This is a genomic window from Mycobacterium numidiamassiliense (assembly GCF_900157365.1).
GTDB classification, from domain to species: domain Bacteria; phylum Actinomycetota; class Actinomycetes; order Mycobacteriales; family Mycobacteriaceae; genus Mycobacterium; species Mycobacterium numidiamassiliense.
On record NZ_FUEZ01000004.1, the window covers coordinates 807,335 to 827,099 of the forward strand.

Consider the following 19,765-nt stretch of genomic DNA (forward strand, 5'->3'; position numbering starts at 1 on the left):
GACCGGTCAGGCTTTCCGCTTGCGGTAGCGCGCCTTGGCCGGCCTGGCAAGCTGCACGACCATCTTGGAGTGGTCATTGTGGTAGCTGTCAGCGGGCTGTGCCATCTCAAACTCGTACTCGCGCAACAGAACCGAGAAGATCGCCTTGATCTGCATCTGCGCGAACGCCGCACCGACGCAACGGTGTCGGCCCGCGCCGAACGGAATCCACGTCCACCGGTTCACCACGTCGGCCTGCTCGGGCTTGTTGTAGCGGTCCGGCTTGAAGGCGTCCGGGTCGGGGAAGTCCTCCGGAATTCGGTTGCTGATCGCCGGCGAGGCCGCGACGAAGTCTCCCTTGTGGATCGGGAAACCCTCGACCTCGAACTCGCCCTGGGCGACCCGCATCAGGATGATCAGCGGCGGGTGTAGCCGCAGGGTCTCCTTGACCACGTTGTCCAGCTTCGGAATCTGGCGCAGCGCATGGAAACTCACCTCCTGGCCGTCGGCGTACAGCTCGTCGAGCTCGGCCTGCACCTCGGCGTACACGTCGGGGTGGCGGATCAACTCGATCAGCGTCCACGCCGAGGTCCCCGCACTGGTGTGGTGCCCGGCGAACATCAGCGAGATGAACATCCCGGTGACCTCGTCGGCAGAGAATCGTGGGTTTCCGTCCTCGTCCTTGATCGACACCAGCACGTCGAGCATGTCGCGGTCGGCCTTGTCCTTCGGCGGATTGGCCAGACGCTGATCCATGATCTCCTGCACCAGCGCAACGAGTTTGACGCGCGCCTCATCGCGAAGACGGAAGCTCTCGATCGGTAGGTACGGGTCGACGTAGCAGAGCGGGTCGGTGCCGCGCTCCAACTGGTGGTAGTACTCCGCGAACCGGTGATCGAGCTGCTCGCGGAACTTCAGGCCGATCAGGCAGGCCGTCGAGGTGTAGATGGTCAGCTCGGCGAAGAAGTCGAGCAGCTCGATCTCACCCTCGTCGCCCCAGTTGGCGATCATCTTCTTGACTTCGCCCTCGATGGTGGCGGCGTGACCCTTCATCTGCTCGCCGCGCAGCGCGGAGTTGTGCAGCATCTCCTTGCGCCGCTCCGGGCTGGCGTCGAACACCACGCCCTTGCCGAAGATCGGCGTCATGAACGGATATGCCTCGGCCTGGTCGAGATCCTCGTCGGCGGACCGGAAGAAGAACTCGTTGGCGTCGGCGCCGGACAGGAAGATGACGTGCTTGTCGACGAGCTGGAACCAGCCGACATCACCGCACTCCTCGCGGATACGCTTCATCAAACCGATTGGGTCGGTGCGGAATTCCTCGAGGTGGCCGTGCTCTTCTTCGCCGCCGGAAACCCGCGGCACGATAGCAGTCGTCATGAATCCAATGCCTTCTCATCCAGTTTCAGTTGTTGGCGTTCTTTGGTCGTGGCCAACGGGGCTTCGGGCTGAAGCTCCATGTTTGCGATGAAGCCGCCGCGCGGTGTCTCGGCGACGAACCTGATGGCACGTCCCAGATCCGCGGCGCGCAGGAAGTAGTCGTGGCGGGCCTGGCCCCACTTGGCCCAGTCCTCGAGCGCCGGGCCGATCTTGTCGGCCGGCAGGCTCCAGCCCATCGAGGTCTTCGTCGGACCCGGGTGCACGATCGAGGCCCGCACTCCGGTGCCTTCGAGCTCCATCTGCAAGTTGTTGACCATCGCGACGAGCGCGGCCTTGGCCGCGCCATAGGCACCCATGTGCGGTCGCTGGCGTAGGGCCACGTCTGAGCCGACGAAGATCAGGTCGCCGCGCTGCCGGTCGAGCATCCCCGGCAGCACCGCGGTGGCCAGCCGGTTTGCGCCGATGAGGTGGATCTGCAGCTGCGACTCGAACTCGTCGGTGCTGATCTCGGCGAGCTTGCCGAAGTAGGTATCGCCGGCGCCGGCCACCAGTATCTCGATGTCACCGAGCGCATCGACCGACTGTGCGACAAAGGATTTCACTGAGTTGGGATCGGTGACGTCCAGGTGGAATCCGACCGCCTCGCCGCCCTCGGCGTTGATCTTGCCGACGATGTCGTCGAGCTTCTCGACCCGGCGCGCGCCCAGCGCGACCGGGAAGCCGTGCGCCGCGAGTTCGACGGCGGTGGCCTCTCCGATGCCGGAGGAGGCGCCGGCAACGATTGCCGGCCGGCGTTCGGGAAGGGGGGCAAAGCGGGGCATTTAGGCAACCTCCAAAGTCATCGGTAGGTGTGCGAACCCGCGCACACTGCTGGAATGGACACGAACTGAGTTGGCCTCGTCGACATCGAAGCCCTTGATCCGTTTGAACAGTTCGGTGAGCGCCACCCGGGCCTCCATCCTGGCCAGGTGCGCGCCCAGGCAGAAGTGCGCGCCGCTGCCGAAACTCAGGAGCTTAGGCCCGATTTCGCGGCCGATCACATAGTCGTCGGGGTTCTCGAACACCCGCTCGTCGCGATGCCCCGACCCGGGCAGCAGCAGCAGGATGTCGCCGTCGGGGATCGTGGTGTCGTAGAGCGTCAGCTCGCCGGCGACGGTGCGGGCCAGGATCTGGCTCGAGGTGTCATAGCGCAGTGTCTCCTCCACCCACGCCGGCACCAGCGAGAGGTCCGCGTAGACCGGGGTCAACTGGTCGGGGTTCTTGTGGCCCCAAAATGCGGCATTGGCAAGGAGTTTGGTGGTGGTCTCGTTGCCGGCGATCACCATCAAGAACATGAAGCCGAGGACTTCGTCGTCGGTGAGGCGGTCGCCGTCGATCTCGGCTTCCAGCAGCGCGGTCGTCAGGTCGTCGGTCGGCTTCTCGCGGCGCTCGGCGACCATCTCCTGGTAGTAGACGATCAGGTTGATCGACGCCTCGACCGCGGCGGCCGGAACGTCGGTGACGCCCTCGTCGCGGTGCATGACGCCGTCGGCCCAGGCCCGCACCTGGTCTCGATCCGGCTCGGGGACCCCCATCAGTTCGGAGATGACGTCCATCGGGAGCTTGCCGGCGAACTCGTTCACGTAGTCGACAACTCCGTCGGCTGCTCTCTCCACCATGACGTCGAGGTGCTGGTGCGCTATCTCGGTGACTCGGGGCTCGAGCTCACGAATCCGCCTTGGCGTGAAGCCTTTTGACACCAGAGTACGCAGCCGCAGGTGTGCCGGGTCGTCCATCGCCAGGAACGACATGGTCTTCGAGGCGTGTGGACCCCTCGCCGCGGGGTCCAGCGAGACGCCGAAGCGGTTGGACAGCGTGGTGCTGTTGCGGAACCCCTGGTGGACGTCGGCGTGCCTGGACAAGGCCCAAAAGCCAAGCTCCTCATTGCGATACAGCGGGGCCTCGTCGCGCAGCCGCTTGTAGTACGGGTAGGGGTCCTCGTGGAAGTCGTAGTTGTAAGGATCGAGAACCAGTTCGTGGTCTCCAGCATGGACAGTCATTGGGCTGTTGTCTCCTGGCCTGTCGTTCCGGCGCCGGGCAAGAGCTGACTCACCACATAAGCCAACCGGTCGGCGATCTGGTGATAAGTGAATTGGCCACTGGCGGCCTGTACGAGTGCGCCGAAGAACGTCATCTCGAGCGCTGACACCGTGCTGGGGTCGGCGCCGGGTCCGATGGCGGTCGCGATGCGGCGGTGAATCTCGGCGCCGATCCGGTCACGTGCGGCGCCCACGGCGGGATCGGTGCCGGCGCCGAGCAACGCCGTCGTGCAGGCAGCCCCGACCTCGGGCTCATCGGCGACCACCAGTGCCAGATGGCGCAACACCTTGTCCACGCGCGTCGGCATGGGGTCGTTGACGTCGGTGAAATACGGGACCTGCCGGACCAGATCGAGGTAGACCTCGGCGATCAAATGATTCTTCGACGAGAAATAGGTGTAGGCGGTGGCCGGGGCGACTTTGGCGCGGGCGGCGACCGCGCGCACCGTCAGGTCCCCGTACGACTTTTCGCGAAGGGTTTCGATGCCGGCGGCGAGCACCTTGCGGAAGGTCTCCTCTTGGCGACGGTTGCGCGTGGCCTGACCGGGCGGTTGCTCGGCCGGGGATGTGACCGTAACCACGGCATCGCTGGACACATGTCCAAGCTATCGGAAAGATGCGATACGAAGCAAGCCCGTCAGTCAAATATGGGGGTTAATGAGCTGTTTTTCGGATCTTCGTCCTCGCGGTCGAGTTCGCCTCTTGCACCGCCGACGACCTGAGGTCTATCGTGCGATGGGGCAATATCGGACAACTGTCCACTTAGATTGCCTAGCAGATTTCACCCTGGATTTGCCACGCATAGACGGGAGCGGGAGATGGCCTTGTTGGCCGACGGTGTCAGCGGACTCTTTATCGACGGCAAGGTGTCGACCGGCAGCGCCGGGACCTTCCCGACGATCAACCCGGCCACCGAGGAGGTGTTGGGAGTCGCGGCCGACGCCGGCATCGACGACATGGGCCGCGCCATCGATGCCGCGCGGCGCGCTTTCGACGACACCGATTGGTCGCGCAACACCGAGTTGCGGGTGCGGTGCGTGCGGCAGTTGCAGGAGGCCATGAAGCAGCACCTCGAGGAGCTGCGCGACCTGACCATCGCCGAAGTCGGCGCGCCACGGATGCTCACCGGGATCGCTCAGCTCGAAGTTCCGGTCAACGACCTGTCGTTTGCGGCCGATACCGCCGAATCCTATGAGTACAGCCAGGATCTCGGCGAGGCGTCGCCGATGGGCATCCCGACCCGGCGCACCATCGCTCGTGAGGCCGTCGGTGTGGTCGGCGCCATCACCCCGTGGAACTTCCCCCACCAAATCAACCTGGCGAAGATCGGGCCCGCGCTGGCCGCCGGGAACACCGTCATCTTGAAACCCGCCCCCGACACGCCCTGGTGCGCCGCCGTGCTGGGCGAACTCATCGCCGAACACACCGACTTTCCGCCCGGCGTGATCAACATCGTCACCTCCAGCGACCACAGCGTTGGCGCGCTGCTGTCGAAAGACCCTCGGGTGGACATGGTCTCGTTCACCGGGTCAACGGCCACCGGCCGCGCCGTGATGGCCGACGGCGCCCCGACCATCAAGAGGGTGTTCCTCGAGCTGGGCGGCAAGTCGGCGTTCATCGTGCTCGACGACGCCGACCTGGGCGGCGCGGTGGGCGTGGCCGGGTTCTCCGTGTGCATGCATGCGGGGCAGGGCTGCGCCATCACCACCCGGCTGCTCGTCCCGCGCGCGAAATATGACGAGGCCGTCGCCATCGCCGCCGCAACGATGGGCGGCATCAAGGCCGGCGACCCCACCGACAAGGGAACCATTTGTGGTCCAGTGATTTCGGCGCGCCAGCGCGACCGGATCCAGGGCTACCTCGACTCGGCGATCGCCGAGGGCGGGACCTTCGCAACCGGTGGCGGCCGGCCCGCCGATCGGGAAGTCGGCTTCTTCATCGAGCCCACCGTGATCGCGGGCCTGGGCAACGACGCGCGCTGTGCGCGCGAGGAGATCTTCGGTCCTGTCCTGACGGTGATTGCCTACGACGGCGACGACGACGCCGTGCGCATCGCCAACGACTCGCCGTACGGCTTGTCGGGCACCGTGTTCGGCGCTGACCCGGCCAGGGCGGCCGGGGTCGCTTCGCGGATCCGGGCCGGCACGATCAATGTCAATGGCGGCGTTTGGTATTCAGCCGACGCGCCATTCGGCGGGTACAAGCAGTCCGGGAACGGCCGCGAGATGGGTCTGGCCGGTTTCGAGGAGTACCTGGAAACCAAGACCATTGCGACAGCCGTCTAACCAGAGGAGCTCGAGAGCATGAGATTTGAGAACAAGGTCGCTATCGTCACCGGGTCGGGTGGCGGTATCGGGCAGGCCTATGCCGAGGCGCTCGCCCGGGAGGGCGCGGCGGTCGTCGTCGCCGACATCAACGTGGCGGGCGCCGAGAAGGTGGCCGACGGGATCAAGGGCGAAGGCGGTACCGCGCTGGCTCTGCCCGTCGACGTGTCGGATCCGGCGTCGGCCAAGGCGATGGCCGACCGCACGCTGGCCGAGTTCGGCGGCATCGACTACCTGGTCAACAATGCCGCGATCTTCGGCGGAATGAAGCTCGACTTTCTGATTACTGTCGACCCTGAGTATTACAAGAAGTTCATGAGCGTCAATCTCGATGGCGCGCTGTGGTGTACGCGCGCGGTGTACAAGAAGATGGCGAAGCGCGGCGGCGGAGCGATCATCAACCAGTCGTCCACCGCGGCCTGGTTGTACTCGAACTTCTACGGGCTTGCCAAGGTCGGTATCAACGGCCTCACCCAACAGCTGGCCACCGAGCTCGGGGGCCAGAACATCCGGATCAATGCGATCGCCCCGGGCCCCATCGATACCGAGGCCAATCGGAGCACCACCCCGCAGGAGATGGTCGCCGATATCGTCAAGGGAATTCCGTTGTCGCGCATGGGTCAGCCCGAAGACCTTGTCGGCATGTGCCTGTTCCTGCTGTCGGACGAGGCGTCCTGGATCACCGGGCAGATCTTCAACGTCGACGGCGGACAGATCTTCCGGTCATGAGTGACGAATTGCGCCTGGGCTACATCGGGCTGGGCAATATGGGTGCGCCGATGGCCACCAAGATGACCGAATGGCCTGGCGGGGTCACGGTTTACGACATTCGAACCGAGGCGATGACGCCGCTGGTCGAGAAGGGCGCGAGCCTGGCCGACAGCGTCGCCGACGTCGCCGCCGCCGACATCGTTCATGTCACCGTCCTGGACGACGCGCAGGTGCGTGAGGTCGTTGGCGAGCTGGCGGCGCACGCCAAGCCGGGAACGGTCATCGCGATTCACTCGACCATCAGCGACACCACCGCCGTCGAACTCGCAGCCGAACTCAAACAGCAGGGCATCCATCTTGTCGACGCGCCGGTCAGCGGTGGCGCCGCGGCCGCCGCGAAGGGTGAGCTGGCCACTATGGTGGGCGCCGACCGCGACGTGTACGAACGGATCAAGCCGGCATTCAAGCACTGGGCGGCGGTGGTCATCCATGCCGGCGAACCTGGTGCGGGCACCCGAATGAAGTTGGCCCGCAACATGTTGACGTTCACCTCGTACGTGGCGGCATGCGAGGCCATGAAACTCGCCGAGGCGGCCGGGCTGGACCTGCAGGCACTCGGCAGGGTGGTGCGCCACACCGATGCTCTCACGAGTGGGCCGGGAGCGATCATGGTCCGCGACGACATGAAAGACCTTCAGCCGGACCACTTCCTGTACCAGCCCTTCCTGCACACCCGGGGCCTGGGCGAGAAGGATCTGAGCCTGGCGCTAGCTTTGGGTGAGGCGGTGTCAGTCGACCTGCCGCTGGCTCAGGCAGCATACGAGCGCCTGGCGGCCGGCCTCGGCGTTCCGCATACAGAGAAAGAGACGTAGATGGACGAGCTGCGCCGCAAGGGCCTCGAGAAGATGAATGAGGTCTACGGCTGGGAGATGCCCAACATCGAGGGCGACGCGTTCTTCGACCTGACCGTTGATCACCTGTTCGGCGACATCTGGACACGACCGGGGCTGTCCATGCGCGACAAGCGCATCATGACGTTGACCGCCGTGACTGCTACCGGTAGTCGCGACCTCGCCGAGATCCAGATCAACGCCGCACTGCTCAACGGCGAGCTCACCGAGACCGAACTGAAAGAGATGGCGGTCTTCCTCACCCACTATCTCGGCTTCCCGTTGGGCTCTGCTCTCAATGGCGCGGTCTCAACCGTTGTCGCCAAGCGCAAGAAGGCCGCGGAGAAGGGCGTCGGAGAAGACAAGAAGGCCAACGTCAACGCCGCGATCAAGATGAACTCGGGTAAGACGCTCGACTAACGTCGGGCCGGCAAGTCACATCAGTCCCGATGGCACCAGGAAACTTCTGGCCAGCCAAACCACAAATGTGATAGCGCATTCGCTATCAAGTCGCAGACCGCCTGTGTCCGCCGAATCCGGCGACTCCTGTGACCACCCACGGTCATCTGCGGCTAGTCTGACGTGTCGTGCGCGTTCTGGTAATCGGCTCCGGTGCCCGTGAACATGCCCTGCTGCTGGCGCTTCGCAGGGATCCGCAGGTCACGGCGGTAATCGTTGCTCCCGGCAACGCGGGTACGGCACGAATCGCCGAGCAGCACGATGTCGACGTCGCGTCCGGCGACGACGTCGTTGCGCTGGCCCGCGAGGTCGCCGCGGACCTGGTGGTCATCGGTCCTGAGGTGCCGCTGGTGGCCGGGGTCGCCGATGCCGTGCGGGCCGCCGGCATCGTCTGCTTCGGGCCCTCCGCGGACGCGGCCCGTATCGAGGGTTCCAAGGCCTTCGCCAAGGACGTGATGGGCGCGGCGGGCGTGCGGACTGCCCGCAGCGAAACCGTCGACAGCCCAGCGAAATTGGATGCGGCGCTGGACCGGTTCGGGCCACCGGCCGGCGATCCGGCCTGGGTGGTCAAGGACGACGGCCTGGCCGCGGGCAAGGGTGTGGTGGTGACGGCCGATCGCGCCGCAGCGCGTGCGCATGCGGCGAGTCTGCTCGACGACGGGCATCCGGTGCTGCTGGAGTCCTTCCTCGACGGCCCCGAGGTATCACTGTTCTGCGTCGTCGACGGTGCGACCGTGGTGCCGCTGCTGCCGGCACAGGACTTCAAGCGAGTGGGTGAGGGCGACACCGGACTGAACACCGGCGGCATGGGGGCCTACGCGCCGCTGCCGTGGCTGCCCGAGAGCCTCCTGCGCGACGTGGTCAGCAACGTCGTCGAACCCGTTGCGGCCGAACTGGTTAAGCGGGGCAACCCGTTCTCCGGATTGCTCTACGCCGGCCTTGCCATTACGACGAAGGGGCCGGCGGTCGTCGAATTCAACTGCCGCTTCGGGGATCCCGAGACCCAGGCGGTGCTCGCCCTGCTGGATTCGCCGCTGGGCCAGCTACTCCACGCCGCAGGCGCCGGCACGCTCGCCGAGTTTGGCGAATTGCGCTGGCGCGACGGCGCTGCCGTGACGGTGGTGCTGGCCGCCGAGAACTATCCGGGACGCCCCCGGGTCGGCGACGTCATCGTCGGCTCCGAGGCCGATGGCGTGCTGCATGCCGGCACGGCCCGCCGCGACGACGGCGCCATCGTCTCCTCCGGTGGCCGGGTTCTCTCGGTGGTGGGCGTCGGCGCCGACCTGGCCGCGGCGCGTGCGGACGCGTATCGGATTATCGAGTCAATTCGGCTGCCCGGCAGCCACTTCCGTAGCGATATCGGTCTGCGGGCGGCCGAGGGCAAGATCAGCGTCTAGAACGCTGCGGCTTGACCGTCCCGGCGCGGGTCGCTGGCAGCGAAATAGCCCTCGTCGAGCCGCCAAATCGCTTGGCAGCTACCGAATGCGTTGTAGTCGTCCACGGCGAGTAGGTCGTGGCCGCGCTGCTGAAGTTCGTCGAGCGTGGCCGGCGGGAAGCCCCTTTCGCAGCTGACCTGCATGCCCTGCACCCAGCGGAACCGGGGGCCGTCGCACGCCGCCTGCGGGTTCTGTCCGTGGTCGGCGATGCGCGCCAAGACTTGGACGTGGCCCTGCGGTTGCATCGGTCCCCCCATCACCCCGAAGCTCATCACCGCCGCGCCGTCTTTTGTGACGAAGCCCGGGATGATCGTGTGGTATGGACGCTTGTTCGGACCGACTCGGTTCGGATGACCTGATGTAGCAACGAAATTCGCACCGCGATTCTGTAGGGAAATTCCGGTGCCGCTCACCACCACGCCGGAGCCGAATCCCATATAGTTCGACTGAATCATCGACACCATCATCCCCGCGGCATCTGCGGCGGTCAGATATACCGTGCCGCCATTCGGGGCACCGGCGGCGGCGGGCTTGGCCCGCTTCGGATCGATCAGCGCCGCCCGCTGCTTCAGGTACTCGTCATCGAGGAGCTGATCGGGCCGTAGCGACATGTCGTCGATGTCGGCGACGTAGGCCTCGGCGTCGGCGAAGGCCAACTTCACTGCCTCGATCTGCAGGTGCACGCTGTCGACGGAATCGATTGGCAGCGAGGCCATATCGAAGTTCTGCAGTATCCCCAGCGCGATCAGGGCGACAATGCCCTGCCCGTTTGGTGGTATCTCGTGGATGGTGTAACCGCGGTAGGTGCCACTGATGGTCCCTACCCAGTCGGCGCGGTGTGCGGCAAGGTCGTCGGCGCGCATGACACCGCCATGAGCCGTCGAGTGGGCCTCGAGTTTGGCTGCGAGCTCGCCACGGTAGAACGCCTCGCCGTTGGTCGCGGCGATCTGCTCCAGCGTGGCCGCGTGATCGGGAAGCCTGAACCGCTCGCCGGGCAGTGGCGCTCGCCCGGCGGGCAGGAATGCTTCGGCGAACCCGGGCTGTGATGCGAACACGGGCACCTGCTCTGCCCACTGCGCGGCGACGGTCGGCGAGACCAGAAAGCCGGCGCGGCCATATGCGATGGCAGGCTCGAAAAGCCTTGTGAAGGGCAGCTTTCCGAACTTGGCGTGCAGCTCCACCCACGACGACACCGCGCCGGGCACGGTGACCGAGTTCCAGCCGACGGCGGGAATGGCATTGTTGCCGAAATATTCTGCTGTCCATCCCGCGGGCGAGCGGCCAGATGCGTTGAGGCCGTGTAATTGTTGCCCGTCCCAGACGATGGCGAACGCGTCCGAGCCGATGCCGTTGGAAACCGGTTCCACCACCGTCAGGGTGATGGCGGTGGCGATGGCGGCGTCGGCGGCGCTGCCGCCCTCGGCGAGCATCCGCAGACCCGCCTGGGCGGCCAGTGGTTGTGATGTGCACACGACGTTGGCCGCCAGGACGGGCTTTCGCGGCCAGGCGTAGGGCAAGGTCCAATTGAAAGGCGTGGTCACGTCCGCGAGCGTAACGCCGCTAGCCGGTAAGCAGCGGCGCCATCCAGGTCAGCTCCGCCGGCAGTTGCGAACTCCAGAACTCTGGATTGTGCCCACCGGGCGAGAAGCCACCCGCGGGCGGGTTCGGCAATTGGGCAACGAACTGCTTGGTCGCGGAGTAGAACGGATCGCTGTCGCCGCAATCCACCCGGATCGGGATGGATGCCAGGGCGGGCATCCCGAACACCGAGTTGGCCGCGAAATCGTCGGGCCCGTCGAACGCTCCGGGCGCCGCCGCTCCGGAGGACATCCACAGCGCCGGGCTCACCGCGCAAATCGCCGCGGTGCGTGCCGGTCCGAGGCGGCCACCGAGCAGCAGGGCACCGTAGCCGCCCATCGACCAGCCCAGGAACGCCACCCGTGAGGTGTCCAAACGCTGGCTGTCCAGCATCGGGATCAGCTCATTGAGCACCATGGCCCCGCTGTCCTCGCCGGACGCCCGCTTATGCCAATAGCCGCCCCCGCCATCGACGGCCACCACCGCGAACGGCGGCAGCCCCGCGTTGACGGCCTGGGCCAGACCCTGCTCGACACCGCCGGCCATCACGGTGGCCGCGTCACTGCCCTTACCGTGCAACGCGATGACCGGCCGCAGCGCCTTGGTCTGACCGGGCGGACGTGCGATAGCCCAGTTGGTCGATATCCCGCCCCGCGCCGCCGACACGAACGAGCCCGTTGTCATGGTGGGCGCCGGATCGGCCGGGGGGGCCGGTTCGAGCGGTGGGGGCGGCGCTAACCGGGCCTGGGTGCTGGCCGTCGCCACCGGGATGGTCCGCGTTTTCTGGCTCCGAAGCAGGTTGTCGAGCCCATATCCGCCGGCCGCGCCGAGGATGGCGCCGGCACCTAGACCGAGCACGGCGCGGCGGCTCAAGTCGGGCATGCGGGCCATCATGCCATGGCCGTTTGGCCGAAATGGCAATGCAGTACCACTTTGACTGGCAGCATGTTCGGCGTGAGTTCAGCAGCTACTCCGAAAGGAGAACGTCGACGGTACGCTCTGGTGAGCGCCGCCGCCGAGCTGCTTGAAGAGGGCGGGTTCGAGGCGGTGCGACACCGAGCCGTCGCCCGTCGGGCGGGTTTGCCCCTGGCCTCGACCACCTATTACTTCTCCTCGCTCGATGACTTGATCGCCAAGGCGGTCGAGCATCTCGGGATGATCGAGGTGGCGCAGCTGCGGTCGCGCGTCAACGCGCTGTCGCGCAGGCGCCGCGGGCCCGAGGCCACCGGTGAGTTGCTGGTTGATCTGCTGGTGGGAGACCTCGCGAGTCCCGGACTCGCCGAGCAGCTGACATCCCGGTACGAGCGGCATATCGCCTGCACGCGGCTGCCCGCATTGCGCGAGACCATGCGCCGCAGCCTGCGGCAGCGCGCCGAGGCGGTGGCCGACGCCATCGAACGGTCGGGCCGCAGTGTGCACATCGAGTTGGTCTGCACGCTGATCTGCGCCGTCGACGGTGCCGTGGTCACCGCCCTGGTCGAGGGCGCTGATCCGCGCGCGGCGGCGCTGACCACAATGGTCGATCTCATCGAGGTGCTCGCACCGATTGACGAGCGGCCCGTACGGATCTGATCACCGGCTGAGCAGGTCAGCCGGCAGCGACGGCGTCACGATATATCCGGTCGCCACGTCGCCGTAGATCGTGATCGAAGCCGGCCGGCGGTGGGCGTACACGGCGACATACGCGCACACGACGGCGTCAACCGGATCCTCGGCGCGGCGCAACTCGCTTTTGCGTTGCGCGGCGACCACCCACCGGCGCAGCTCGACCCAGGCGGCGCTGCCGGTGACATGCAACGGCACATCGGCGTGTGCGAGCCGCTCGATGCCGTCCATGAGCAGCAGCAGCTCGGATTTGAGCTGGTCGACGCCGCGGCCGCGCTTGGCCTTGTATTTCAACGTGCGCTCGAGCCGGAACAACGCGACCGTCGCCGCATGAGGGTAGACCTCGATGGCGCGCCGCGGAGCGGATGATCGCGGGTTCATGTCGAGGCCGAGGGCTTGCGCCAGACGTCCGCCGCGCGGACCGTCGGCGAATTCGGGCTTTCCGGTGTTGCACGGGTGAGTGCCGGCCTCGAACCTGCGGAAGTCGCGATTGAGGGCGGTCTCGGCGGGACGCTGGCCGGTGGGGTTGTTCACGACCAGAGGCGCATCGAAACCGACCACGCAAACGTCGCGCGTGTACGGGCGCACCGCGGCGAGGATGTGGTCGTCGTCGCGCACCGCGCCGACATGTACCAGCCGGCCGTCATCGTCGACGACGGCGACGCCGGTCGGGTTGCGGACGCCCCAGGCGAGGTCCACGCCGACGAAGTACATCGGCACAGACTACTGGCGCTCTCGCCACGTTCGTCATATCGCCTCTGCCGCAAGGGATATCCGGTGTGCCCCGCCTCGGAGCGACAAAGTGGGGGCTTTCCGGCGCGGAACCCGGGAGTCCTGGTGATTTGTCGCTCCGAGGCGGGCAAATCGTGTGCTCGTCGGAGCAGACATCAAAATGCGAGTCCGCCGACCGTAAGCTGTGTGTTTGTGAGCATTCCGAATGTGCTGGCCGCCCGCTACGCCAGCCCCGAGATGGTCGCGATCTGGTCGCCGGAGGCCAAGGTCGTCGCGGAGCGCCGACTATGGCTGGCGGTGCTACGGGCTCAGGCGGAACTGGGTGTCGCGGTGCCCGCGGGCGCGGTCGACGACTACGAGCGAGTGCTCCACACATTGGATCTGTCCTCGATCGCCGCCCGCGAAAAAGTGCTGCGCCATGACGTCAAGGCCCGCATCGAGGAATTCAACGCGCTGGCGGGGCACGAGCAGGTGCACAAGGGCATGACCAGCCGCGACTTGACCGAAAACGTCGAGCAGCTGCAGATCCGCCAGTCGCTGGAGTTGGTCTTTTCCCACGGCGTAGCGGTGGCGGCACGGCTGGCCGAGCGGGCGGTGGCCTACCGCGACCTGGTGATGGCCGGGCGCAGTCATAACGTCGCCGCGCAGGCAACAACATTGGGAAAGCGGTTCGCCTCGGCGGCGCAAGAGACGCTGATCGCGCTGACGCGGCTCGGAGAGTTGATCGACCGCTACCCACTGCGCGGTATCAAGGGCCCGATGGGCACCGCGCAGGACATGCTGGACCTGTTGGACGGCGACACCGCGAAGCTGGCCCAACTAGAAGGGCGCGTCGCTGACTTCCTGGGATTCACAAACGTTTTGACCAGTGTCGGGCAGGTGTATCCGCGCTCGTTGGATCACGACGTGCTCTCCGCGCTGGTGCAGCTGGGCGCAGGACCGTCGTCGATGGCGCACACCATCCGGCTGATGGCCGGGCATGAACTGGTCACCGAGGGGTTCGCACCCGGACAGGTCGGCTCGTCGGCGATGCCGCACAAGATGAACACCCGCAGCTGTGAACGGGTGAACGGGTTACAGGTGGTGCTGCGCGGCTACGCGTCGATGGCGGCCGAACTGGCCGGTGCGCAGTGGAACGAGGGCGACGTCTTCTGCTCGGTGGTACGCCGAGTTGCCTTGCCGGACAGCTTCTTTGCCGTCGACGGTCAGATCGAGACATTCCTGACGGTGCTCGACGAGTTCGGCGCCTATCCGGCGGTGATCACTCGCGAGCTGGACCGCTACTTGCCATTCCTGGCTACCACCAAGGTGTTGATGGCCGCGGTGCGAGCCGGCATGGGCCGGGAAGCCGCCCACCACGTGATCCGCGAACACGCCGTCGCGACCGCACTGGCCATGCGGGAACACGGGGCCGAGCCCGACCTGCTGGACCGGTTGGCCGCTGATGAACGGCTGCCGCTGGACCGGGCGGCGCTGGACGCGGCGCTGGCCGACAAGCAGGCGTTCACCGGCGCGGCCGGCGACCAGGTCGACGAGGTGGCCGCGGCGGTCGAGGCGTTGGTGAGCCGATACCCGGATGCGGCCAAATACTCTCCGGGTGCCATCCTGTGACGCTCGCCCGCGCATTGTCCAAGATCGACTTCACCGATCTTGACAACTTCGCCAACGGTTTTCCGCATCACCTGTTCGCCGTACACCGGCGCGAGGCCCCGGTGTACTGGCATGAGCCGACCGATAACACCCCCGACGGCGAGGGCTTCTGGTCGGTTGCCAGCTATCCGGAAACGCTTGCGGTGCTGAAGGATCCGGTAACCTATTCGTCGGTCACCGGAGGGTCGCGACCCTACGGCGGCACGCTGTTGCAGGACCTGTCCATTGCGGGGCAAGTGCTCAATATGATGGACGACCCGCGGCATTCGCAGATCCGCCGACTCGTCAGCTCCGGGCTGACGCCGCGGATGATCCGCCGCGTCGAGGACGATCTGCGCACCCGGACCTGCCGGCTGCTGGATGCGGTGCAGCCGGGCGAGCCGTTCGACTTTGTGGTGGACGTCGCCGCCGAACTGCCGATGCAGATGATCTGTATTCTGCTGGGAGTGCCGGAATCCGAACGGCATTGGCTGTTCGAGGCGATCGAGCCGCAATTCGACTTCGGCGGCTCGCGCAAGGCCGCCCTTTCCCAACTGTCGGTCGAAGAAGCCGGGTCGCGGATGTACTCCTACGGCCAGCAGCTGATCGCGTCGAAGCGCGCCGAGCCGACCGATGACATGTTGTCCGTCGTCGCCAACGCGACGGTCGACGAGGTGGACGGACCGGTCCCGTCGGATATCGAGGTGTACCTGTTCTTCAGCCTGCTGTTCAGTGCCGGTGCGGAGACGACCCGCAACTCCGTCGCGGGCGGACTCTTGGCGCTGGCGCAGCATCCGGACCAATTCCGTGTGCTGCGAGCCGATCTCGACACGCTACCGACCGCCGTCGAGGAGATGGTCCGGTGGACGTCGCCGTCGCCGTCCAAACGGCGCACCGCCACCCGCGACGTCACCCTCGGCGGCCAGGCCATCGAGGCCGGGCAGAAGGTCCAGGTATGGGAGGGCTCAGCCAACCGCGACGGGGGCGTGTTCGACCACGCGGACGAGTTCGATGTCGCGCGTAAACCCAACCCGCACTTGGGCTTCGGTCAGGGCGTGCACTATTGCCTAGGCGCGAACCTGGCCCGGCTGGAGCTGCGAGTGCTGTTCGAGGAGCTGCTGTCGCGCTTCAGCGGTGCGCGGTTGGTGCAGCCCGTCGAATGGACGCGCAGCAACCGGCATACCGGCATTCGTCATCTCGTCGTGGAACTGCTCGAGGCCTAGCCTCTAGCGCGCGCGAAGCGTGATGCCTGCCGACCGCAGTTCGAGTGCGGCCAGGGCGCGGATGGTGAACGGATCCTCACGACGCCAGCCACCGACGGGGTCGGCGCTGACGGCAATCAGCTTGCGCGGTGACCGGCTGGTCAGCGCCCGCAGCGCCAACAGCTGCTCGCCGGCCGGGGTAGCGGCCAGGGCGGTCACCGTCCACTTGCGCCGGAAGAACCGCAGCCGCAGAAAAAGCCACGGCAGCACCGCGAGAAGGATCGGCGGTGCGATAACGGCCATCGCGAGTAGCCAGGCCAGCCAACTGGCCGTCGTATCCAGATCGTGCACGGCGTTCGCGATGTCGACCGCGGCCTGACTGGCCGAGTTGAGCGGCTTGCTGACGGTATCGCCGACGACCGGAATGTCCTGCGCTCCATGGCCCGCCGATGCCAGGTTGCCTGCGACGCCGTTCGTGCCGCTCTCGACCTGCCGTCCGGCGTCGGCGAGCGTCGAGATCGCGTCGTACACGGCGGTGCCGACCAGCACCCATATCGCGGTCCACACAACGATCGCGGCATCGCTGAACAGTTGGGCCAGCAATCGGCCGGGTGTGGTGGCGTAGGGCAAGAACCGGGATGTCATAACGCTGATCCCAGCACAGGGCGGCCCCTGCGGCGCCCGATAGGCTGACCCGATGCGCCCTGCACTGTCCGATTATCAGCATCTGGCCAGCGGCAAGGTCCGCGAGCTGTACCGCGTTGACGACGAGCACCTGCTGTTGGTCGCCAGCGACCGGATCTCCGCATTCGACTACGTCTTGGACAGCACGATCCCGGACAAGGGTCGCATTCTGACCGCGATGAGCGTGTTCTTCTTCGGCCTCGTCGAGGCTGCCAACCACCTGGCCGGGCCGCCGGATGACCCACGCATCCCCGACGAGGTACTGGGCCGTGCCCTGGTGGTGCGCCAGCTCGAGATGGTGCCAGTGGAATGCGTCGCCCGCGGTTACCTGACCGGTTCGGGACTCCTTGACTATCAGGCGACGGGCAAAGTCTGTGGCATCGCGCTGCCGCCTGGCCTGGTCGAGGCGAGCAGGTTCGCCACGCCACTGTTCACCCCGGCGACCAAAGCCGCACTGGGCGATCACGACGAGAACGTATCGTTCGCTCACGTGATCGAGACGGTGGGCGCCGTGCGGGCCAACCAACTCCGTGACCGGACGCTGCAGATCTACGTTCAGGCCGCCGACCACGCCCTGACCAAGGGCATCATCATCGCCGACACAAAGTTCGAATTCGGCACCGACCGCAACGGAGACCTGGTGCTGGGCGACGAGATCTTCACTCCGGATTCCTCGCGGTACTGGCCGGCCGCCGACTATCGAGCCGGTGTGGTTCAGACCAGCTTCGACAAGCAATTCGTCCGCAATTGGCTGATCAGCCCGGAGTCGGGGTGGGACAGGCACGGGTCGCAGCCTCCGCCGCCGCTTCCAGATGACATCATCGACGCCACCCGCGATCGTTATATCAACGCCTACGAAAGGATTTCGGGTTTGTCATTCGACGACTGGATCGGTGGGGGCGCATGACGCGGACCGGTACCCCGCCGTCCTTGCCCCCTGTCGCCAAACGCGTGGAGACCCGTCGCGAGTACCACGGGGATCTCTTCATCGATCCCTACGAATGGCTGCGCGACAAGCAGAACCCGGAAGTCATCGCCTACCTCGAGGCCGAGAACGACTTCGCCGACCAGAGCACCGCGCATCTGGAACCCTTGCGGCAAAAGATTTTCGGCGAGATCAAGGCACGCACCAAGGAGACCGATCTCAGCGTGCCGACCAGGCAGGGTGACTGGTGGTACTACGCCCGCACCTTTGAGGGAAAGCAGTATCGCGTCCAATGCCGTTGTCCGGTATCGGATCCCGACGACTGGGATCCACCGGTGCTGGACGAGGACACGGAAGTGCCCGGTGAGCAGATCCTGCTGGACTCCAACGCCGAGGCGGAGGGGCACGACTTCTTCGCCCTCGGCGCCGCCTCGGTCAGCCTGGACGCCCACCTGCTCGCGTACTCTGTCGACACCGTCGGCGACGAACGATACCACTTGCAGTTCAAGGACTTACGCACCGGCGAGAAGCTTCCCGACCAGATCGCCGACATCGCGGCGGGAGTGACCTGGGCCGCCGATAACTGCACCGTGTACTACCTGACCCTGGATTCCGCGCACCGACCGGACAAGGTGTGGCGGTACCGGCTGGGCTCCGGCGAGCCGGCGGAGCTGGTGTATCACGAAGCCGACGAACGGTTCTGGCTCGGTGCCGGGCTCACCCGCAGCGAGGCCTACGTGATCATCGCCTCGGGATCGTCGATCACCTCCGAGATCCGCTACGCCGACTCCGCGGACCCGCATGCGGAGTTCACCGTTGTGCTACCCCGACGCGAAGGCGTCGAGTACTCGGTGGAGCACGCGGTGGTGGCAGGACAGGACCGCTTCTTGATCCTGCACAACGACGGCGCGGTGAACTTCACGCTGACCGAGGCCCCGGTGAGCGACCCGACGCAGCAACGCACCCTGATTGCGCACCGCGACGACGTACGCCTCGAAGGTGTGGATGCCTTCGCCGATCATCTGGTGGTCAGCTACCGCCGAGCGGCGTTGCCACGGATTCAATTGTGGCCCATCGATTCCGGCGGCGATTACGGTGAACCTGAGGAGATCGAATTCGACTCCGAGTTGATGTCGTCGGGTCTGGGCGGCAACCCCAACTGGGTTTCGCCCAAGCTGCGGATCAGAGCGGGATCGCTGGTCACCCCGTTGCGGGTCTACGACATCGACCTGCGCACCGGCGAGCGCACCCTCCTGCGCGAGCAGCCGGTACTCGGTGACTACCGGCAGAGTGACTACGTCGAGCGCCGCGACTGGGCACTCGCCGATGACGGCACCCGGATCCCGGTGTCGATCGTGCACCGCGCCGATGTCGAATTCCCAGCGCCCACACTGCTTTACGGATATGGCGCCTACGAGATCTGCACCGACCCGAGCTTTTCCATCGCCCGGTTGTCGCTGCTGGACCGCGGCATGGTGTTCGTCATCGCCCACGTCCGCGGCGGCGGCGAGATGGGCCGGCTGTGGTACGAGCACGGCAAGCTCTTGGAGAAGAAGAACACGTTCACCGACTTCGTCGCGGCGGCAAGGCATTTGGTGAGTACTGGGCTGACTCGACCCGAAGAGCTGGTCGCGCTGGGTGGCAGCGCGGGCGGGCTGCTGATGGGAGCAGTGGCCAACCTGGCACCGGATCTGTTCGCCGGGATCTTGGCACAAGTACCGTTCGTCGATCCGCTGACCACCATCCTGGACCCCTCGCTGCCACTCACCGTCACCGAGTGGGACGAATGGGGAAACCCGTTGAGTGACAGCGAAGTCTACGCATACATGAAGTCCTATTCACCCTACGAGAACGTCGAGACCAAGCGTTATCCGGCCATCCTGGCGATGACGTCGCTGAACGACACCAGGGTCTATTACGTGGAGCCGGCCAAGTGGGTCGCGGCGCTGCGGCACGCCAATGCGAGCGGCAATCCGGTGTTGCTTAAGACTCAGATGTCGGCGGGACACGGTGGCGTCAGCGGTCGCTACCGGGCATGGGAAGAAACGGCATTCCAATACGCCTGGCTGCTAGCCGCTGCCGACGGCGAGCACTACGGCGGCGGCCAGAAAGACGATCTCGGTAACGCCGCGCACGAATAGCCGCGTGGTCAT

At 66.1% G+C, this 19,765-nt stretch carries 18 protein-coding genes; 10 read left to right on the top strand and 8 right to left on the bottom strand.

Annotated elements, in window-relative coordinates; genetic code table 11:
- Positions 1 to 6: 6 nt before the first annotated feature.
- From MNAB215_RS12355 to MNAB215_RS12370, 4 genes are read right to left on the bottom strand one after another with little or no spacing between them, the layout of a single operon-like run.
- Complete coding sequence (locus MNAB215_RS12355) at positions 7 to 1,359, bottom strand: cytochrome P450 (RefSeq protein WP_077079117.1); 1,353 nt, start codon at positions 1,357 to 1,359, stop codon at positions 7 to 9.
- Positions 1,356 to 2,180 (bottom strand): SDR family oxidoreductase, encoded by an 825-nt coding sequence (locus MNAB215_RS12360; protein ID WP_077079118.1) that lies wholly within the window; start codon positions 2,178 to 2,180, stop codon positions 1,356 to 1,358. Before MNAB215_RS12360 ends, MNAB215_RS12355 begins: the two co-directional genes overlap by 4 nt.
- The gene (locus MNAB215_RS12365; protein ID WP_077079119.1) at positions 2,181 to 3,398 is read right to left on the bottom strand and encodes a cytochrome P450; all 1,218 of its coding nucleotides are present in this window, start codon (positions 3,396 to 3,398) and stop codon (positions 2,181 to 2,183) included. It lies immediately after the preceding gene.
- A complete protein-coding gene (locus MNAB215_RS12370; RefSeq protein WP_077079120.1) occupies positions 3,395 to 4,033 on the bottom strand; it encodes a TetR/AcrR family transcriptional regulator in 639 nt (212 codons plus the stop codon). The genes MNAB215_RS12365 and MNAB215_RS12370 overlap by 4 nt, the downstream gene beginning before the upstream one ends.
- Positions 4,034 to 4,255: 222 nt before the next feature.
- Here MNAB215_RS12370 and MNAB215_RS12375 point away from each other — a divergent pair, with 222 nt between their 5' ends.
- The 5 genes from MNAB215_RS12375 (at position 4,256) to purD (ending at position 9,218) form a co-directional block, all read left to right on the top strand.
- On the top strand, positions 4,256 to 5,722 hold the full coding sequence (locus MNAB215_RS12375) for an aldehyde dehydrogenase (RefSeq protein WP_077079121.1): 1,467 nt from the start codon (positions 4,256 to 4,258) through the stop codon (positions 5,720 to 5,722).
- A gap of 18 nt (positions 5,723 to 5,740) precedes the next feature.
- A complete protein-coding gene (locus MNAB215_RS12380; RefSeq protein ID WP_077079122.1) occupies positions 5,741 to 6,490 on the top strand; it encodes an SDR family oxidoreductase in 750 nt (249 codons plus the stop codon).
- Positions 6,487 to 7,344 (top strand): NAD(P)-dependent oxidoreductase, encoded by an 858-nt coding sequence (locus MNAB215_RS12385; protein ID WP_077079123.1) that lies wholly within the window; start codon positions 6,487 to 6,489, stop codon positions 7,342 to 7,344. Before MNAB215_RS12380 ends, MNAB215_RS12385 begins: the two co-directional genes overlap by 4 nt.
- Entirely contained in the window at positions 7,345 to 7,782 is a 438-nt protein-coding gene (locus MNAB215_RS12390) for a carboxymuconolactone decarboxylase family protein (protein ID WP_077079124.1), read from the top strand.
- A gap of 167 nt (positions 7,783 to 7,949) precedes the next feature.
- Complete coding sequence (gene purD / locus MNAB215_RS12395; RefSeq protein ID WP_077079125.1) at positions 7,950 to 9,218, top strand: phosphoribosylamine--glycine ligase; 1,269 nt, start codon at positions 7,950 to 7,952, stop codon at positions 9,216 to 9,218.
- Here purD and MNAB215_RS12400 read toward each other — a convergent pair.
- Both MNAB215_RS12400 and MNAB215_RS12405 read right to left on the bottom strand, forming a co-directional pair.
- Positions 9,215 to 10,798 (bottom strand): gamma-glutamyltransferase family protein, encoded by a 1,584-nt coding sequence (locus tag MNAB215_RS12400; RefSeq protein WP_077079126.1) that lies wholly within the window; start codon positions 10,796 to 10,798, stop codon positions 9,215 to 9,217. The genes purD and MNAB215_RS12400 overlap by 4 nt on opposite strands.
- 19 nt (positions 10,799 to 10,817) lie before the next feature.
- Positions 10,818 to 11,729 carry an alpha/beta hydrolase-fold protein gene (locus tag MNAB215_RS12405; protein ID WP_077079127.1) on the bottom strand — a complete coding sequence of 304 codons (912 nt, stop codon included), beginning with the start codon at positions 11,727 to 11,729 and terminating at the stop codon, positions 10,818 to 10,820.
- Between the two features lie 51 nt (positions 11,730 to 11,780).
- Here MNAB215_RS12405 and MNAB215_RS12410 point away from each other — a divergent pair, with 51 nt between their 5' ends.
- Positions 11,781 to 12,407: a TetR/AcrR family transcriptional regulator gene (locus tag MNAB215_RS12410; protein ID WP_077079128.1), complete on the top strand. Its 627-nt coding sequence runs from the start codon at positions 11,781 to 11,783 to the stop codon at positions 12,405 to 12,407.
- On the opposite strand, the gene MNAB215_RS12415 is transcribed toward MNAB215_RS12410, so the two are convergent.
- Entirely contained in the window at positions 12,408 to 13,154 is a 747-nt protein-coding gene (locus MNAB215_RS12415) for a DUF429 domain-containing protein (protein WP_077079129.1), read from the bottom strand. It abuts the gene before it with no gap.
- Between the two features lie 210 nt (positions 13,155 to 13,364).
- Between MNAB215_RS12415 and purB the strand changes: the two genes are divergently transcribed.
- Positions 13,365 to 14,783, top strand: a complete 1,419-nt coding sequence (purB, locus tag MNAB215_RS12420; RefSeq protein ID WP_077081960.1) for an adenylosuccinate lyase — start codon at positions 13,365 to 13,367, stop codon at positions 14,781 to 14,783.
- On the top strand, positions 14,780 to 16,024 hold the full coding sequence (locus MNAB215_RS12425) for a cytochrome P450 (protein ID WP_077079130.1): 1,245 nt from the start codon (positions 14,780 to 14,782) through the stop codon (positions 16,022 to 16,024). The genes purB and MNAB215_RS12425 overlap by 4 nt, the downstream gene beginning before the upstream one ends.
- A gap of 3 nt (positions 16,025 to 16,027) precedes the next feature.
- Here the strand turns inward: MNAB215_RS12425 and MNAB215_RS12430 are convergent, their stop codons facing one another.
- Complete coding sequence (locus MNAB215_RS12430; RefSeq protein ID WP_077079131.1) at positions 16,028 to 16,648, bottom strand: hypothetical protein; 621 nt, start codon at positions 16,646 to 16,648, stop codon at positions 16,028 to 16,030.
- 52 nt (positions 16,649 to 16,700) lie between these two features.
- Here MNAB215_RS12430 and MNAB215_RS12435 point away from each other — a divergent pair, with 52 nt between their 5' ends.
- Positions 16,701 to 17,594 carry a phosphoribosylaminoimidazolesuccinocarboxamide synthase gene (locus MNAB215_RS12435; protein WP_077079132.1) on the top strand — a complete coding sequence of 298 codons (894 nt, stop codon included), beginning with the start codon at positions 16,701 to 16,703 and terminating at the stop codon, positions 17,592 to 17,594.
- The gene (locus MNAB215_RS12440) at positions 17,591 to 19,753 is read left to right on the top strand and encodes a S9 family peptidase (protein ID WP_077079133.1); all 2,163 of its coding nucleotides are present in this window, start codon (positions 17,591 to 17,593) and stop codon (positions 19,751 to 19,753) included. Before MNAB215_RS12435 ends, MNAB215_RS12440 begins: the two co-directional genes overlap by 4 nt.
- The last annotated feature ends 12 nt before the right edge of the window (positions 19,754 to 19,765 follow it).

Bases quoted from the DNA above. Each gene is read 5' to 3' on its own strand.
- MNAB215_RS12430 (WP_077079131.1), bottom strand. From the start codon at position 16,648: ATGACATCCCGGTTCTTGCCCTACGCCACCACACCCGGCCGATTGCTG.
- MNAB215_RS12390 (WP_077079124.1), top strand. From the start codon at position 7,345: ATGGACGAGCTGCGCCGCAAGGGCCTCGAGAAGATGAATGAGGTCTAC.
- MNAB215_RS12405 (WP_077079127.1), bottom strand. From the start codon at position 11,729: ATGATGGCCCGCATGCCCGACTTGAGCCGCCGCGCCGTGCTCGGTCTA.
- MNAB215_RS12375 (WP_077079121.1), top strand. From the start codon at position 4,256: ATGGCCTTGTTGGCCGACGGTGTCAGCGGACTCTTTATCGACGGCAAG.
- MNAB215_RS12440 (WP_077079133.1), top strand. From the start codon at position 17,591: ATGACGCGGACCGGTACCCCGCCGTCCTTGCCCCCTGTCGCCAAACGC.
- MNAB215_RS12435 (WP_077079132.1), top strand. From the start codon at position 16,701: ATGCGCCCTGCACTGTCCGATTATCAGCATCTGGCCAGCGGCAAGGTC.
- MNAB215_RS12415 (WP_077079129.1), bottom strand. From the start codon at position 13,154: ATGTACTTCGTCGGCGTGGACCTCGCCTGGGGCGTCCGCAACCCGACC.
- MNAB215_RS12410 (WP_077079128.1), top strand. From the start codon at position 11,781: ATGTTCGGCGTGAGTTCAGCAGCTACTCCGAAAGGAGAACGTCGACGG.
- MNAB215_RS12365 (WP_077079119.1), bottom strand. From the start codon at position 3,398: ATGACTGTCCATGCTGGAGACCACGAACTGGTTCTCGATCCTTACAAC.
- MNAB215_RS12355 (WP_077079117.1), bottom strand. From the start codon at position 1,359: ATGACGACTGCTATCGTGCCGCGGGTTTCCGGCGGCGAAGAAGAGCAC.
- MNAB215_RS12385 (WP_077079123.1), top strand. From the start codon at position 6,487: ATGAGTGACGAATTGCGCCTGGGCTACATCGGGCTGGGCAATATGGGT.
- MNAB215_RS12380 (WP_077079122.1), top strand. From the start codon at position 5,741: ATGAGATTTGAGAACAAGGTCGCTATCGTCACCGGGTCGGGTGGCGGT.
- MNAB215_RS12360 (WP_077079118.1), bottom strand. From the start codon at position 2,180: ATGCCCCGCTTTGCCCCCCTTCCCGAACGCCGGCCGGCAATCGTTGCC.